We start from the raw sequence: 16,122 nt of genomic DNA on the forward strand, positions 1-16,122 counted from the left end.
CAATGGGCTTATTTCAAATACTGAAGGAGGCGTTCACCGCCGTCCCCACCTTCGACGACCTGAACGACGAGTTCTACGACGGACTGGAGGAAGCGCTGATCCTGGCCGATGTGGGTGCTGACACCGCCGCTGATACCGTGGCCCAGCTGCGGAAGCGGGTGAAGGAACGCTTTATCGGCCGGATGGACGAGGTAAAGGACGCCCTGCGGGACATTCTGAAGAGCAAGCTGGAGGTGGGTGACAGCGCGTTGGTGCTGGAGGGCAAGCCCGCCGTGGTGCTGGTCATCGGCGTCAACGGCGTGGGCAAGACCACATCCATCGGCAAGCTGGCCAAGCAGCTGAAGGACCAGGGCAAAAAGGTCCTGCTGTGCGCCGGCGATACGTTCCGTGCGGCGGCCGCCGACCAGCTGGAGATCTGGGCGGGCCGCGCCGGTGTGGATATCGTGCGGCAGCATGAGGGCGCGGATCCCGGCGCGGTACTGTTTGATGCTTTGCAGGCGGCCAAGGCACGGAGCGTGGACGTGGTGCTGTGCGACACCGCCGGACGGCTGCACAACAAACAGAACCTGATGAACGAGCTGGCCAAGCTGCGGAAGATCATCGACCGGGAGTGCCCCAATTCCAGCTGCGAGACGCTGCTGGTGCTGGACGCCACCACCGGGCAGAACGGACTGATCCAGGCACGGACCTTCAAGGAGACGGCAGGGTTGACGGGTATTATCCTGACGAAGCTGGATGGTACCGCCAAGGGCGGCATCGTCATCGCCATCGCCCAGGAGCTGGGTGTGCCGGTAAAGTTCGTGGGTGTGGGCGAGGGCATCGACGACCTGAAGCCCTTTGACCCGACCGCCTTCGTGCAGGACATGATATAAGGAGGGCACACCATGACGAGAGCAGACGGACGGGCATTTGACCAGCTGCGCCCGGTGGAGATGACACCCGGCTTTACGAAATTCGCCGAGGGCAGCGTGCTGATCCGCTGCGGCGAGACGGTGGTGCTGTGCAACGCCTCGGTGGAGGAGAAGACGCCGCCCCATGTGGCGGAGGGCTGCGGCTGGGTGACGGCGGAGTATTCCATGCTGCCCCGGGCCAACCGGGAGCGCAGCCGCCGGGATGTGGACAAGCTGAAGCTGTCCGGCCGCAGTGCGGAGATACAGCGGCTCATCGGCCGCAGCCTGCGTGCGGCGGTGGATATGGCAGCCCTGGGGCCCCGGACCATCACCGTGGACTGCGACGTATTGCAGGGCGACGGCGGGACGCGGACGGCATCCGTGACCGGCGGGTTCGCGGCGCTGGCGCTGGCCTGCAAAAAGCTGGTGACCGACGGCGTGATCGAGAGACTGCCGCTGCTGCACTATGTCACCGGTGTGTCGGCGGGCATTGTGGATGACACACCCCTGCTGGATCTGCAGTACAGCGAGGACAGCCGGGCGCAGGTGGACCTGAACTGCATGATGACGGAGCAGGGACAGCTGATCGAGATACAGGGCACAGGTGAGGGCCGGCCCTTTACCGTGGCCGAGCAGCAGGCACTGGTGGCGCTGTGCGCCAAGGGGTGCGGCGAGCTGCTGGCGAAGCAGAAGGAGATACTGGGAGAGATACTATGAGATTTGTACTGGCATCCCACAACAAGGGAAAGCTGGCCGAGATGCAGGCCATTCTGGGCGAGCTGGGCGTGGAGGTGGTCATGCCCTCCGACGTGGGCGTGGACGTCGACGTGGAGGAGACGGGGACCACCTTCGCGGAGAACGCAGCGCTGAAGGCCAACGCCATCATGGCGGCCAGCGGCCTGCCGGCTATCGCGGATGACTCGGGACTGTGCGTGGACTGGCTTCAGGGCGCGCCGGGGGTGTATTCCGCCCGGTACGGCGGGCTGGACAGCGACCCGGAGCGCTGCCGGCTGCTGCTGAGCAATATGCGCGGCGCCACGAACCGGGCGGCGCATTTCCACACGGCCATCGTCTGCGCCTTCCCCAACGGGGACACGCTGACGGCGGAGGGGGACTGCGCCGGGACCATTGCCTTTGCGCCTATGGGCGACGGCGGGTTCGGGTACGATCCTGTGTTCTTCGTGCCGTCCCTGCGAAAGACCTTCGCCCAGCTGACGGCGGAGGAGAAGAACGCCATTTCCCACCGGGGCAGTGCCCTGCGGGCCTTTGCCGCGGAACTGAAAACGTATTTGGAGAAGCAATGATATGGAACTGACAAGCAAGCAACGCGCACAGCTGCGGTCCCTGGCCACCAATCTGGACACCATCGTCCATGTGGGCAAGGACGGCATCGGCGACAATCTGATCAAGCAGGTCAACGACGCGCTGGAGGCCCGGGAGCTCATCAAGGGCCGGGTGCTGGAGAACTCGCTGCTGACCGCCCGTGAGGCGGCGGAGGAACTGGCGGTGGCTGCCCGCTGCGAGGTGGTGCAGGTCATCGGCAGCAAGTTCGTGCTCTACCGGATGCAGCACGACAAGAGCAAGCGGAAGATCGAATTGGTCAAGGCGAAGAGAAGCGTATGAACATCGGTATTTACGGCGGCACCTTTGATCCGCCCCATATCGGCCATGTGACGGCGGCCAAGGCCGCCATGGAGGTCCTGGGGCTGGACAAGCTGGTGCTGGTCCCGGACGCGCAGCCGCCCCACAAGGTGCTGCCGGAGGGCGGCGCCGCGCCGCGGCAGCGGTACGACATGGCGGTGCTGGCCACAGCGGCGCTGGGGAAGCGGGCGGAGGTCAGTGACATGGAGCTGCGCCGCAGCGGCGTCAGCTATACCGCGGACACGCTGGCGGCGCTGCGGGAGCAGTATCCGGATGACACGCTGTATTTGCTGATGGGGTCGGATATGTTTCTGAGCCTGCACAACTGGCGCAGGCCGGAGGCGATCATGGCCATGGCCCACATCGCGCCCTTCAGCCGGGAGGCGGAGGATGAGTCCGCCGCCTTTGCCGCGCAGAGCGTGCGCCTGGAACGGGAGTTCGGCGCGCAGGTGACCGTGGTGCCCAATCCGCAGGTGGTGGAGCTTTCCTCCACCGAGGTCCGCACCGCGCTGGCACAGGGCGGGGGAGAGGACCTGCTGCCGCCGCCGGTGTGGGGCTATATCCAGCGGGAGCGTCTGTACGGTACCCATACGGACCTGACGCACCTGACCCCGGAGAAGCTGCTGCCCATCGCGCTGAGTTATCTTAAGCCCAAGCGTATGCCCCATGTGCTGGGCACGGAACAGGAGGCGGTGCGCCTGGCGGAGCGTTACGGCGCGGACGTGACAAAGGCGCGCATCGCCGCGCTGCTGCACGACTGCACCAAGAAGCTGGATATGGACGAGCAGCTGGCGCTGTGCAGACACTATGGCATCCCGCTGGATGAGCTGGAGCAGAAGGCGCTGAAGCTGCTGCACAGTAAGACCGGCGCGGCCATCGCACGGGATGTGTTTGCCGTGGACGACGATGTGTATAACGCGATCATGTACCACACCACCGGTAAGCCGGATATGACGCTGCTGGAGAAGATCATCTATCTGGCGGATTATATCGAGCCCACCCGGGACTTTCCAGGGGTGGAGGCGCTGCGAAGGACGGTATACGAGGATCTGGACCGGGGCCTGCTCATGGGTCTGACCATGACCATTGATGAGATGGAGGAGATGGGTAACCCCGTCCACCACATGACCCGCGACGCGCGGGACTATCTGATGAAAAGAGGGATATCATGAAAACACCGAAAGAACTGGCGCTGCTGGCCGCCCGTGCCCTGTCCGATAAGAAGGGCAAGGAGATCCGCGTGATGGAGATCGCCGAGCTAACCACGCTGGCGGACTATTTCGTTCTGGCCACCGGTGCCAGCAATACCCAGATCAACGCACTGGTGGACAATGTGGAAAAGGTACTGGCAGAGGAGGCCGGTGAGCAGCCCCTGCACCGGGAGGGCTATCGCGGCGGCACGTGGGTCCTGCTGGACTACGGCTGCATCGCCATCCATGTGTTCAATCAAGAGGCTCGGGCCTTCTACGGTCTGGAACGTCTGTGGCAGGACGGCAAGAGCGTGGACATCAGCGGCATTGTGGAGGAGCACGACTGAGTTTCCGCGCTGAGTGGCGCGTACAGGTGTTTTTCCCGGAAAACGGGGTTGACATTCGGCAAAAATGCGCTAAAATAGACTTCGATATTGTCAGAAGCGATGAAGGGAAAAAGACGGAGATCATCCACCCGAAGAGAGCCGGCGTATGGTGCGAGCCGGCGGGGACGCTCTGTTGTACTGGTCCCGGAGCTTTCCGCCTGAACAGGGCGGGACGGGTACGCGCCGTTACAGCGTCGTCTCTCGTAAGAAAGACACGGAGCGCCGCGGAGCGATCTGCGACGGAAGCAGGGTGGTAACACGTCTATAACGTCCCTGGCTGCGTAAAGCAGCCGGGGATTTTTATTTGCGGAAAACAAAATTCACATACAAGGAGAAGCGAGCATGAATTACGATTTTGCGGCCATTGAGAAGAAATGGCAAGCTAACTGGGAGAAGACAAAGCCCTATGCCGCCATTACCGGCGACAAACGACCCAAGTTCTACGGGCTCATCGAGTTTCCTTATCCCTCCGGCCAGGGCCTGCACGTGGGGCATCCCCGCCCCTTTACGGCTATGGATATCGTCACCCGCAAAAAGCGGATGCAGGGCTATAATGTATTGTTCCCCATCGGCTTCGATGCTTTCGGTCTGCCCACGGAGAACTATGCCATCAAGAACCACATCCATCCTGCCATCGTCACGAAGAACAACATCGAGAATTTCACCAAGCAGCTGAAGATGCTGGGATACGGCTTTGACTGGGACCGCTGCGTGGACACCACCGACCCCAAGTACTACAGGTGGACCCAGTGGATATTCCTGCAGATGTTCAAGCACGGCTTGGCCTACAAGTCCACCATGCCCGTCAACTGGTGCACAAGCTGCAAGTGCGTGCTGGCTAACGAGGAAGTGGTCAACGGCGTGTGCGAGCGCTGCGGCAGCGAGGTCATCCGCAAGGAGAAGAGCCAGTGGATGCTGAAGATCACCGAGTATGCCCAGCGGCTGATCGACGATCTGGATGATGTGGACTATATTGAGCGCGTGAAGATCCAGCAACGCAACTGGATCGGCCGTTCCACCGGCGCAGAGATCACCTTCGACACCAATGTGGGCGACCAGGTGACGGTCTATACCACTCGTGCCGACACCCTGTTCGGCACCACGTATATGGTCATCTCTCCCGAGCACCCGCTGCTGAAGAAGTGGCAGCCCCTCATTAAGAACTGGGATGCTGTGGCGGCCTATCAGGAGGAAGCGGCCCATAAGTCCGACTTTGAGCGCGGCGAGCTGAACAAGGAAAAAACCGGCGTGCGGCTGGAGGGTATCGAGGTCATGAACCCGGTGACCCACAAGCCCCTGCCCATGTTCGTCTCCGACTATGTCCTCATGGGCTACGGCACCGGCATCGTCATGGGCGTGCCCGGCCACGACCAGCGCGACTGGGAGTTCGCCAAGAAGTTCGGCCTCCCCATCATCGAGGTGGTGGCCGGCGGCGACGTGACCAAGGAGGCCTTTGTCGCCAAGGACGACAGCGCTGTCATGGTCAACTCCGGCTTCCTGAACGGCCTGACCGTCAAGGAGGCCATCCCCGCCATGAAGAAATACGTGGTGGAGCAGGGCTTCGGCAAGGAGAAGGTCAACTACAAGCTGCGCGACTGGGTGTTCTCCCGCCAGCGCTACTGGGGCGAGCCTATCCCCCTGGTGAACTGCGAGAAGTGCGGCTGGGTGGCCCTGCCGGAGGAGCAGCTGCCCCTGGTGCTGCCCCAGGTGGAGAGCTATGAGCCCACCGACGACGGCGAGAGCCCCCTCAGCAAGATGACCGACTGGGTCAACACCACCTGCCCCTGCTGCGGCGGCCCGGCCAAGCGCGAGACGGACACCATGCCCCAGTGGGCCGGCTCCAGCTGGTACTTCCTGCGGTATATGGATCCCCACAACGACAAGGCACTGGCCAGCAAGGAGGCGTTGGACTACTGGTCCCCCGTGGACTGGTACAACGGCGGCATGGAGCACACCACGCTGCACCTGCTGTACTCCCGCTTCTGGCATAAGTTCCTGTACGACATCGGCGTGGTGCCCACCAAGGAGCCCTACGCCAAGCGCACCAGCCACGGCATGATCCTGGGCGAGGGTGGCGAGAAGATGTCCAAGTCCCGCGGCAACGTGGTCAACCCCAACGACATCGTAGCCCAGTACGGCGCGGACACCATGCGCCTGCACATCATGTTCATCGGCGACTTCGAGAAGGCCGTCAGCTGGAGCAACGAGGCTGTCAAGGGCAGCAAGCGCTTCCTGGACCGCTGCTTCAATCTGCAGGATATCGCCACCGCTGAGGAGTCCATCTCCGCCAAGAACGAGTCCATCGTCCACAAGACTATCAAGAAGGTCAGCCAGGATATCGACGAGCTGAAGATGAACACCGCTATCGCCGCCATGATGACCATGGTCAACGAGTTCTACGCCAATGGCTGCTCCAAGGGCGACGTGGAGATGCTCTGCCTGCTGCTCAGCCCCTTTGCCCCCCACATGGTGGAGGAGATGTGGGAGAACATGGGCTTTGCCGCCAAGTACGGCAAGATGGCCATGCAGATGGATTGGCCCGAGCACGACGAGGCCAAGACTGTGGACAGCCACGTGGAGATGGCCGTGCAGGTCAACGGCAAGCTGAAGGGTACCGTCACCGTCCCCGTGGACAGCGACGAGGCTGCTGTGGTGGCCGCCGCTATGGAGAGCGACAAGGTGAAAAAGGCCACGGAGGGCATGAGTGTTGTCAAGACCATTTTGGTCAGGAACAAGCTGGTGAACCTGATCGTGAAGCCCGCGAAATAAAGCGTTGTATCCCCCGGTGCAGCCGGGGGATACTTTTTCTGGAGGGCGGACCGCCGGGACGCACACTTTTTTGCCGTTTTTGTAAAAAAACGACTTGACAAGCTGTGTTATCCCCGGTATAATACACCCGTTAGTCATGTAAATGGCTCTTAAAGAGCACCCAGGATCGAGCCGGGTGTATCGGAGGGAGGGAAACATAAATGTCCGAAGTCCATGTTAAGGAAGGCGAGTCCCTGGACAGCGCTCTGAAGCGTTTTAAGAGAAGCTGCGCCAAGGCGGGCGTCCTGGCCGAGGTGCGCCGCAGAGAGTGCTACGAAAGCCCCAGCGTTAAGCGCCGCAAGAAGTCCGAGGCTGCGCGCAAGAACCGCAACAAGCGTTACTATTAAGTGACAAAGAAGCCTGAGAACATAGGTTCTCAGGCTTCTCTTTTATCTATCCTGTCAGGTCCCGCAGTATGTCGGCGCACTCCGGCAGGGTCAGCAGACCCCGGTGTATGCCCAGGCGCTCTCCCAGAGCGATTTTTCTATGCAGGGTGTCACCGTCGTCCAGCAGGACGAACCGTGTCTCGCCGCCCCGGCGGTACGTGAAATACCGGGCGCCCAGCTCCCGGGAAAAGAATATCTGGCGGCCTGTTTGCAGGGCGGCTAGCTGTTCATCTGTCAGCGGTATGCCCTCACCAGTGGGACAGGGGAGAGGGAAGTCCATCCGCAGGCGCTGGAGGTCCAGCACGATACGGTCCGGCCCGAAGGCACGGCAGCAGGCGGACAACCGGTTTTCGATATCCCCGCCGGACAGGGCGGTGCATACCAGTACCCGCGCGCCGGGAGCCGTGTGGGCGCATTTCTCGTGGACCCACAGGGCGATGCCGGACCGGTGCAGGGGCTGGGCCAGCGCCTCCGTCAGTTCTGCGGCGGGGAAGGGGACGATCACTGTGCCGTATCTCCGGCGGCGGCACTCCTGCACCACGCCGGCTGCCGTTTCCGGGCTGAAGGGTCCCGCCGCGCCGGTGAGCAGCATGGCACCGCCCCGCAGGGCAGGCGGCATGGGCAGGGCACACAGCACTCCGTTTTCTATCCGGTAGGCCGCGTTGGCGATGGGCAGCTGTGTGCCGCAGGCCATCTGGCGAAGCGGCGGTGCGGCGGCGATCATCAGCTGCATAGGCGTACCCCCTTGCGAGACCACGATGTCCGTGGTACAATACTGCTGTACTTTATGAGAGGAGTCGGATACCTATGCCCATTTCCATGACGCCCTACCGGGTGTTTGACAGCTACCGCAGCATCACGCCCGCGTTTTTTATGCGGCACGGCATCCGGCTGCTGCTGTGCGATCTGGACTATACCCTGGCGCCCAAGTCCCAGCCGGAGCCGGACGCGGACCTGCGCCGCTGGCTCTCCGATGTGCGGGCGGAGGGTGTGGAGGTCATGATCCTGTCCAACAACCGCAGCCCCGTGCGAGTGGAGCGATTCTGCCGCGATCTGGGAATCACCTACGAGGGCCATGCGGGCAAGCCGTCCGTAAAGGGCTTTCGCCGGGCCATGGTGCGCTGCGGCGTCACCCCGCGGGAGACAGCCATGCTGGGCGACAAACTGCTGACGGATATGCTGGGTGCCAACCGGGCTGGCGTGCTGCCGCTGATGGTGGAGCCGCTGGGCGGGCCGCGCGGCGCGTGGAATAAGGTGCTGCATGGCCTGCAGAGGCCGTGGAAGGCCGCCAGTTTGAAAAAACATCCGGAACGGTGACTTTTTTGCGCGGAAACACTTGCCAAACAGCAGGTTATCATGTAAAATATATAAGGCCGATTTTGGCTGATATTATTTATTCAGAGGGAATGGAGATATTCCCTCATACACAATGGGAGGAATATCAATATGGCAACTATTACCGCCGGTGATTTCAGAAACGGCAAGACCTTCGAGATGGACGGCAAGGTCATGCAGGTCGTGGAGTTCCAGCACGTCAAGCCCGGCAAGGGCGCGGCTTTCGTCCGCACCAAGATGCGTAACGTGGTGACCGGTGCTGTGACCGAGACGTCCTTCAACCCCACCGCCAAGTTTGAAGAGGCCTTTGTGGACCGCCGCGATATGGCCTACAGCTACAACGACGGTGATTTGTACTACTTCATGGATCAGGAGACCTTTGACATGGTACCCCTGAACAAGGAGCTGCTGGGCGATGCGTTCCGCTTCATCACTGAGAACACCGTGTGCAAGGTGCTGAGCTATAAGGGCAGCGTCTTTGGCCTGGAGTGCCCCAACTTCATGGATCTGGAGGTCACCGAGACTGAGCCCGGTCTGGCCGGCAATACCGCCACCAACACCCTGAAGCCCGCCACCGTGGAGACCGGTGCCGAGGTGAAGGTGCCCCTGTTCATCAACATCGGCGACAAGATCACTATTGACACTCGTACCGGTGAGTATCTGAGCCGCTGCAAGTAATTTGACAACCAACCGACCGTACAGAAAGGAGCCGAACATGGAGATTTCTGAAAAGGTAGCATATCTGAAGGGTCTGGCCGAGGGCCTGAACCTGGACACCGACAGCAAGGAAGGCAAGCTGATCGCCGCCATCATCGATGTGCTGGACGACATGGCCGAGAAGTTCGCGGAAGTGGACGACGAGCTGTGCGATGTGGAGGACGGCCTGGATGCCGTCAGCGACGACCTGAGCGATGTGGAGGAGACGCTGTACTTTGCTCTGGACGACGATGAGGATGACGACGAAGACGACGAGGAAGAGGAGTGCTTTGTGACCACCTGCCCCGAGTGCGAGGAGGAGGTCTACTTCGACGAGACTGTTCTGGAGGACGGCGAGGTCGTCTGCCCCAACTGCGGCGCCAAGCTGGAGTTTGATCTGAGCGATTTGGCCGCCGCCGCTGAGGATGGCGAGGACGAGGAGTAATTCCCATATATAAGCATATCCCCCGGCATTGCCGGGGGATATTTCTTTCTATTTACGCATTTGCTCAAAAATGCCGGGAAATGGCGGCGGGGCTTGCCTTAACGGGAGAAAAGCGGTATAATAAAAAATACTACACTTTGCGCCACGCGCAAAGACCGATTTGAGGTATACGAATGAAAACTCAGGAAAAGCTGAACATGACCATGCTCTGTGACTTCTATGAGCTGACCATGGGCAACGGCTACTTTGAGGCCGGCTGCAAGGAGCGCATCACCTATTTCGACGTGTTCTTCCGCAAGGTGCCCGATGGCGGCGGCTTCGCCATCGCGGCAGGTCTGGAGCAGCTGATCGACTACATCGAGAACCTGCACTTCACCGAGGAGGACATCGCCTATCTCCGCGGGCGAAATCTGTTCTGCGAGGAATTCCTGGACTATCTGCGGAACTTCCGCTTCACCGGCGATATCTACGCCATTCCGGAGGGTACGCCTGTGTTCCCCAAGGAGCCGCTGGTGGTGGTCCGCGCACCGGCCATCGAGGCGCAGCTGATCGAAACGTTCACCCTGCTGACCATCAACCACCAAAGTCTGATCGCCACCAAGGCCAACCGTATCGTCCGGGCCGCCAAGGGCCGCACGGTGCTGGAGTTCGGCTCCCGCCGTGCCCAGGGGGCCGACGCGGCCATTGTCGGTGCGCGGGCGGCCTATATCGGCGGCTGTGCCGGTACGGCCTGCACCATCTCTGACGAGGTGTACGGCGTGCCCGCCGGCGGCACCATGGCCCACGCCTGGGTACAGATGTTCGACAACGAGTACGAGGCATTCAAGACCTACTGCCAGACCTATCCCACCAACGCGACCCTGCTGGTGGACACCTATAACACGCTGAAGTCCGGTATCCCCAACGCCATCAAAGCGTTCAACGAGGTGCTCAAGCCTCTGGGCATCACCAAGTGCGGCATCCGTCTGGATTCCGGCGACTTGGCGTACCTGACCCGCAAGGCGCGGGAGATGCTGGATGAGGCCGGCTGGACCGAGTGCAAGATCTCCGTGTCCAACTCGCTGGACGAGTACCTCATTCAGGATATGCTGCTGCAGGGCGCGCAGATCGACCTGTTCGGCGTAGGCGAGCGGATGATCACCGCCAAGTCCGAGCCGGTGTTCGGCGGCGTGTACAAGCTGGTGGCCATCGAGGAGCCGGACGGCACCGTGATCCCCAAGATCAAGGTCAGCGAGAACGTGGAGAAGATCACCATTCCCCACTTCAAGAAGGTGTATCGCCTGTACGGGCGCGACACCGGCAAGGCCATCGCGGACTACATCACCGTGCATGACGAGACGGTGGACGACACGAAGGGCCTGACCATCTTTGACCCCATGGCCACCTGGAAGCGAAAGGCCGTGTATAACTTCGAGGCCCGGGAGCTGCTGGTGCCGATCTTCAAGAACGGCAAGCGGGTGTACGATTGCCCGCCGCTGGAGGAGATCAAGGCATACTGCGCCCAGCAGGTGGATACTCTGTGGGACGAGGTCAAGCGCTTCGACTATCCCCACAAGTACTATGTGGATCTGTCCGACAAGCTGTGGGACATCCAGCAGTGCCTGCTGCGCACGTCCCAGATGTAATCAGAAAGAAAATCAGCAATAGAACCGCCGAGGAGAGGAGGAGCCCCCGTGAGAAAGCCGAAGGTACAGCAGAGAACAGAGCGCCGTATATCCGCCGCCCTGCGGTTGGTGATGGTGGCGGTGCTGCTTTTGGCGCAGATCGCGCTGGTGGTCGGCCTCAGCGACCTTTTGAAGCAGCGCATGGCGCTGGCCTACACCGCGCTGCAGCTGCTGGCCGGTGTGGTGGCCATGCGTATCTGGTCCCGCCCCGGGGCCACCAGCTATAAGATGGGCTGGATCATTCTGGTGCTGTTCGTGCCGGTGGTGGGGCTGATCCTCTATCTGCTGTGGAACGGCGACCGGCCGTCCAAGCGCCTGAGCCTGAAGAAGCCGGTGCCCATCGAGGAGCCGCTGGCGCAGCAGGAGCTCGCCCGCACCAATCTGGAAAAGCTGCGGCAGACCGCGCCCCAGTGGTATCCGCTGGCAGCGTATCTCAGCGGCAAGGGCTTTGACCTGTACCGCAACACGGCGCTGCGCTATCTGCCCACCGGCGAGGCGTATCTGGAGGATATGCTCACCACACTGGATACGGCTCAGCGGTTCATCTTCCTGGAGTACTTTATCATGGCCGAAGGCGAGATATGGGATCGGTTGTCTGATATCCTCTGCCGCAAGAGCCGTCAGGGCGTAGAGGTCAAGCTGATCTTTGACGATTTCGGCAGCATGATGCGTATGCCCAACGAAAAAATAGACGCGCTGCAGGACGCCGGGGTGGAGGTCAGGGTATTCAACCCCGTGCACCACTACGTCAACCGGCTGTACTTCAACTACCGCGACCACCGGAAGATCACCTGCGTGGATGGAGATATTGCCTACACCGGCGGCGCCAATATCGCCGACGAGTACGCCAACCTGATCGAACGCTTCGGCTATTGGAAGGACTGCGGTCTCCGGCTGGAGGGCGAGGGCGCCTGGGGCCTGACCCGGGAGTTCCTGCAGATGTGGCAGCGGATGGACGGTCAGCTGTACCATGAGTACGACTATTATCGCCCCCTGCACCACCCCCTGGAGCAAGGCTTCTGCCAGACTGTGGTGGACGGCCCCGACGACAACCCCAACAACGCAGCGGAGGATCTGTTCCTCCAGATGATCGGCCGCGCCCGGCGGGAGGTGTATATCACCACACCCTACCTGGCTATCGACGAGCCCATGCTCAAGGCGCTGTGTCTGGCCGCGGAAAGCGGTGTGGATGTCCGCCTCATCATGCCCGGCATCCCGGACCACAAGTTTGCCTATCTGGTGGCGGAGAGCTACTTCGACCAGCTCATGGCGCATGATGTTAAGATATATACCTTTACACCTGGCCTTGTCCATGGAAAAACCGTCCTGACTGACCGCGAGGCGGCCTTTGTAGGCTCCGTCAATATGGACTACCGCAGCTTCCAGCTGCACTTCGAATGCGGCGAGGTGTTCTATGGCACGCCCGCCATCGAGACGCTGCTGGAGGATATGGACACCACCATGGCCCACTGTGCGCCCATGACGCCGGAGCGTATGGCGGAGCGCCCGTTTTGGCGGCGGGCGATAGGGACGATATTACGGCTCTTCGCCATGTGGATGTAACCCCCGTCTGGTATATTTCCGCCCCGGCTGCGTCGAATATCCAAGAAAGGAATTATCCATGGCCTGCTTTATCATCGGCGCGGGCAGCTTTTACGGCCTGCCTGTGTCTGTTCAAAGGACCGATATGGTCATCGCCGCCGACGGCGGCTGGCATACCTGTCGGGAAAACGGCATAACACCCACGCTGCTGGTGGCGGATTTCGACTCGCTGGACGCCGCGCCGGCGTTTGACCACATCCTCCGCTTGCCGGTGGAGAAGGATGACACCGACATGATCCGGGCAGTCAAGGAGGGCTTCGACCGTGGTGAGAGGGAGTTCCATCTCCTGGGCGGCATGGGCGGCCACCGGACAGACCACACGGTGGCCAATATGCAGACGCTGGCCTACATTGCCCGCCGGGGCGGGCAGGGCTGGCTGTACGGAAACGGTGAGCGCTTCACCGCCATCTGCGACGGGGGCGAGATCACACTCACCGCAGGGCAGAACAGCGTTTTCTCCGTGTTCTGCCTGGGCGCAGACGCGGAGGGCGTTACCATCGAGAACGCCAAGTATCCGCTGACCGACGCCGTGCTGACGGCGGATTTCCCTCTGGGGGTCAGCAATCATTTTATAGGACAGGCGGTGCGCGTCGCGGTACGGTGTGGCTGCCTGCTTATAGGGATAACAGATAAGGAGTAACGAAACATGAAAAACACCATGAAAAAGCTGCTGGCGCTGTTGTTGGCACTGGTGCTGACCCTGGCCCTGGCGGCCTGCGGCCAGAAGGAGGAAAACAAAACTGATGACCAGACCAACGACCCCGCGATCACCGATCAGGACAACGCCGCTGATGAAAAGGTGACGCTGCCGGTGGCGGACGGCGCGGTCATCGGTCAGGGTGCCGTGGCCTTCACTGTGGAGGTGCAGGGTGCGGACGGCAAGACCGTCACCTTTACCGTCAACACCGATGAGGAGACGGTGGGCGCGGCGCTGCTGAAGCTGGGCGTTATCGCCGGCGATGACTCCGAGTACGGCCTGTACGTCAAGACCGTCAACGGCGAGACTGCCGACTACGATGCCGATGGCACCTACTGGGGCCTCTACATCAACGGCGAGTACGCCATGACCGGTGTGGACGCCACTACGCTGGAGGCTGGCACGACCTACGCCTTCCGTGTGGAGAAGGTCGAGGGCTGACAGGTATAAAAAAGAGACGGCGCAGCCGTCTCTTTTTTATACCTTTTCCAGTGACTGCACCACATCGCCCAGCAGATACAGGGAGCCGCAGCAGACGGCTGTGCCATCGGGCGGCGTGTCCGCCAGCATTCGGGACACACCCTCCCGGATGGTGTCGCAGGCCGTTACCGGCTTGCCATATCGCCGCAGGAAGGCCGCCAGCTCTCCGGCGTCCAGCGCACGGGGATTGTGGGGGGTTACAGTGATAAACCGCGCGGCCAGCGGAGCCAGCTGGTCGTACATTTTTCCGTAGTCCTTGTCCGCCAGTACACCGGTCAGCACCGTTACCGGCTGGCCCGGCAGATACTCCCGGATGGCCGCCGCCAGCGAGACCATGCACTGGGGGTTGTGCCCTCCGTCCAGAATGATCGTGGGCTGCCGCCGCACCACCTGAAACCGTCCCGGCCACGCGGTCTGGGCCAAGCCCTGACGGACGGCACTTTCATCAATGTGCCAGCCACGCTGCCGCAGAACATCAATGGTCGTCAGCGCCACGGCGGCGTTTCGCAGCTGGTGGCCGCCCAGCAGGGGCAGCCGCAGGCCCTTATATGGGCCGTAGTTGAATATCTGCCCCTCCAGCGTGTCGCAGACTGAGGAGAGGGCATCGAAGTCCGCCACAGTCAGCGGTACGCCTGCCGCGCGGCAGCGCACGGCCACCACCTCCTGTACGGAGGGGGCACAGGGGTACAGGACGGCATGACAGCCGGGCTTGATGATGCCCGCCTTGGTGGCGGCGATGGCCTCCACCGTATTCCCCAGCACTTTGGTGTGGTCCAGACCGATGTTGGTGAGCACGGCGGCCTCCGGCGCGGGGATCACATTGGTGGCATCGAATTCACCGCCCATGCCTACCTCGCATACCACAATATCGCACATCTCCCGGGCAAACCAGGTCAGGCCGATGGCCGTTACCAGCTCAAACTCCGTGGGGGGATCCGCCATGCGGTCAGCCAGTGGGCGCAGTTCCTCCACCAAGGCGCACAGGGTATCGTCGGGGATAGGTGCGCCGTTGATCTGCATACGCTCATTGAAGCGGAAGATGTACGGCGAGGTGTACAGTCCCGTTTTATATCCGGCGGCACGCAGCACGGAGGCCAGCATGGCGCAGGTGCTGCCCTTGCCGTTGGTGCCGGTGACGTGGACATACTTTACGTGCCGCTCCGGATGGCCAAGCAGGCCCAGCAGCGTATCGATACGGCTGAGCCCGGGCACACTGCCCCGCCAGTCCACCTTGTGGATGTACGCCAGCACCTCATCCAGCGTCATGGCTGTCACCGCCCTTCGTCTTTATCCGCCGCAGTACCGGGGAGAGTGCGTTCCGCCGCATCAGCAGCCACACCAGCAGCGCGTCGATACAGCCGGTGATGGCGAACTGCACGCTGCGGGCCGCCAGCCGGGTGAGGAAATAGGGCCATTTGGCTGCACCACCGTACACCAGCGCCAGAGCCATGCTCTGCCAGAGCACGGAGCCGCATACCGCCGCAGGAAATACCGCCAGCGCCACCCGCCAGAGGGTAGGCCTGCGCCAGACATACCGGCGCACCAGCCCCGCCCACAGGCCGTACAGAATGGGCGGCAGGCAAAAGATCGGGTTGTAGCCAAAGGGGGAAAACAGGCAGCCGATAAAGTCGGCGGCAAAGCCCACCGCGGCGCCGGGCAGCGGCCCGAACAGCAGTCCGGCCAGGAGAATGGGCACTGCCTCCAGAGAGAAGCGGCTTACTTCGCTGGGAATGATGGTCAGCAATCGGGCCAGCACCACGCTCAGCGCGGTCAGCAGAGCGCAGACCGTCAGGGCATAGGTATCGAGGACCGGTGCGGGAACGGCGCATAGTTCTTTTTTCTGCATAAAAAAATACCTCCTTATCCTTGGGATGGGAGGTATCACCATATAGATAACGACAC

18 protein-coding genes and 1 other annotated feature are annotated in these 16,122 nt (G+C 61.6%); of the genes, 15 read left to right on the forward strand and 3 right to left on the reverse strand.

Translation table 11 applies throughout. From position 1 onward, the window contains the following. The first annotated feature begins 2 nt into the window (after window positions 1-2). The 8 genes from ftsY to rpsU all read left to right on the forward strand — a co-directional run bounded on the left by ftsY (window position 3) and on the right by rpsU (window position 7,262). Window positions 3-872 carry a signal recognition particle-docking protein FtsY gene (gene ftsY, locus ACOMDU_RS00735; RefSeq protein ID WP_421128938.1) on the forward strand — a complete coding sequence of 290 codons (870 nt, stop codon included), beginning with the start codon at window positions 3-5 and terminating at the stop codon, window positions 870-872. A 12-nt stretch (window positions 873-884) separates the two neighbouring features. Continuing rightward, the gene (gene rph, locus ACOMDU_RS00740) at window positions 885-1,607 is read left to right on the forward strand and encodes a ribonuclease PH (protein WP_421128589.1); all 723 of its coding nucleotides are present in this window, start codon (window positions 885-887) and stop codon (window positions 1,605-1,607) included. Continuing rightward, complete coding sequence (locus tag ACOMDU_RS00745; RefSeq protein WP_022135830.1) at window positions 1,604-2,194, forward strand: XTP/dITP diphosphatase; 591 nt, start codon at window positions 1,604-1,606, stop codon at window positions 2,192-2,194. The genes rph and ACOMDU_RS00745 overlap by 4 nt, the downstream gene beginning before the upstream one ends. A gap of 1 nt (window position 2,195) precedes the next feature. Next, a complete protein-coding gene (gene yhbY / locus ACOMDU_RS00750) occupies window positions 2,196-2,513 on the forward strand; it encodes a ribosome assembly RNA-binding protein YhbY (protein WP_022135831.1) in 318 nt (105 codons plus the stop codon). After that, on the forward strand, window positions 2,510-3,703 hold the full coding sequence (nadD, locus tag ACOMDU_RS00755; protein WP_421128590.1) for a nicotinate (nicotinamide) nucleotide adenylyltransferase: 1,194 nt from the start codon (window positions 2,510-2,512) through the stop codon (window positions 3,701-3,703). Before yhbY ends, nadD begins: the two co-directional genes overlap by 4 nt. Next, window positions 3,700-4,068, forward strand: coding sequence for a ribosome silencing factor (gene rsfS, locus ACOMDU_RS00760; RefSeq protein WP_421128591.1), 369 nt, complete (start codon window positions 3,700-3,702; stop codon window positions 4,066-4,068). Before nadD ends, rsfS begins: the two co-directional genes overlap by 4 nt. Before the next feature lie 90 nt (window positions 4,069-4,158). Then, window positions 4,159-4,385, forward strand: a binding site (T-box leader). A 64-nt stretch (window positions 4,386-4,449) separates the two neighbouring features. Further along, window positions 4,450-6,876, forward strand: coding sequence for a leucine--tRNA ligase (gene leuS / locus ACOMDU_RS00765; RefSeq protein ID WP_421128592.1), 2,427 nt, complete (start codon window positions 4,450-4,452; stop codon window positions 6,874-6,876). A 200-nt stretch (window positions 6,877-7,076) separates the two neighbouring features. Then, a complete protein-coding gene (rpsU, locus tag ACOMDU_RS00770) occupies window positions 7,077-7,262 on the forward strand; it encodes a 30S ribosomal protein S21 (protein WP_022135835.1) in 186 nt (61 codons plus the stop codon). Window positions 7,263-7,308: 46 nt separating this feature from the next. On the opposite strand, the gene ACOMDU_RS00775 is transcribed toward rpsU, so the two are convergent. Further along, window positions 7,309-8,034 (reverse strand): glycoside hydrolase family 18 protein, encoded by a 726-nt coding sequence (locus ACOMDU_RS00775; RefSeq protein ID WP_421128593.1) that lies wholly within the window; start codon window positions 8,032-8,034, stop codon window positions 7,309-7,311. A gap of 74 nt (window positions 8,035-8,108) precedes the next feature. Here ACOMDU_RS00775 and ACOMDU_RS00780 point away from each other — a divergent pair, with 74 nt between their 5' ends. The 7 genes from ACOMDU_RS00780 (at window position 8,109) to ACOMDU_RS00810 (ending at window position 14,181) form a co-directional block, all read left to right on the forward strand. Next, window positions 8,109-8,618 carry a YqeG family HAD IIIA-type phosphatase gene (locus ACOMDU_RS00780; protein ID WP_421128594.1) on the forward strand — a complete coding sequence of 170 codons (510 nt, stop codon included), beginning with the start codon at window positions 8,109-8,111 and terminating at the stop codon, window positions 8,616-8,618. Window positions 8,619-8,747: 129 nt separating this feature from the next. Continuing rightward, window positions 8,748-9,314 carry an elongation factor P gene (gene efp / locus ACOMDU_RS00785; RefSeq protein ID WP_022135838.1) on the forward strand — a complete coding sequence of 189 codons (567 nt, stop codon included), beginning with the start codon at window positions 8,748-8,750 and terminating at the stop codon, window positions 9,312-9,314. Between the two features lie 37 nt (window positions 9,315-9,351). Next, window positions 9,352-9,777 carry a CD1247 N-terminal domain-containing protein gene (locus ACOMDU_RS00790; protein ID WP_421128595.1) on the forward strand — a complete coding sequence of 142 codons (426 nt, stop codon included), beginning with the start codon at window positions 9,352-9,354 and terminating at the stop codon, window positions 9,775-9,777. Between the two features lie 173 nt (window positions 9,778-9,950). Further along, window positions 9,951-11,402, forward strand: coding sequence for a nicotinate phosphoribosyltransferase (locus ACOMDU_RS00795; RefSeq protein ID WP_421128596.1), 1,452 nt, complete (start codon window positions 9,951-9,953; stop codon window positions 11,400-11,402). Between the two features lie 48 nt (window positions 11,403-11,450). After that, a complete protein-coding gene (gene cls / locus ACOMDU_RS00800; RefSeq protein ID WP_421128597.1) occupies window positions 11,451-13,004 on the forward strand; it encodes a cardiolipin synthase in 1,554 nt (517 codons plus the stop codon). A gap of 58 nt (window positions 13,005-13,062) precedes the next feature. Continuing rightward, entirely contained in the window at window positions 13,063-13,683 is a 621-nt protein-coding gene (locus ACOMDU_RS00805) for a thiamine diphosphokinase (RefSeq protein ID WP_421128598.1), read from the forward strand. A 6-nt stretch (window positions 13,684-13,689) separates the two neighbouring features. Beyond that, a complete protein-coding gene (locus ACOMDU_RS00810) occupies window positions 13,690-14,181 on the forward strand; it encodes a DUF4430 domain-containing protein (protein ID WP_022135843.1) in 492 nt (163 codons plus the stop codon). A gap of 36 nt (window positions 14,182-14,217) precedes the next feature. Here ACOMDU_RS00810 and ACOMDU_RS00815 read toward each other — a convergent pair whose 3' ends face one another. Beyond that, complete coding sequence (locus ACOMDU_RS00815; RefSeq protein ID WP_421128599.1) at window positions 14,218-15,486, reverse strand: bifunctional folylpolyglutamate synthase/dihydrofolate synthase; 1,269 nt, start codon at window positions 15,484-15,486, stop codon at window positions 14,218-14,220. After that, window positions 15,473-16,066 carry a folate family ECF transporter S component gene (locus tag ACOMDU_RS00820; RefSeq protein WP_421128600.1) on the reverse strand — a complete coding sequence of 198 codons (594 nt, stop codon included), beginning with the start codon at window positions 16,064-16,066 and terminating at the stop codon, window positions 15,473-15,475. Before ACOMDU_RS00820 ends, ACOMDU_RS00815 begins: the two co-directional genes overlap by 14 nt. Between the last annotated feature and the right edge of the window lie 56 nt (window positions 16,067-16,122).

Source organism: Vescimonas sanitatis, from assembly GCF_049060325.1.
Taxonomy (GTDB): domain Bacteria; phylum Bacillota; class Clostridia; order Oscillospirales; family Oscillospiraceae; genus Vescimonas; species Vescimonas sanitatis.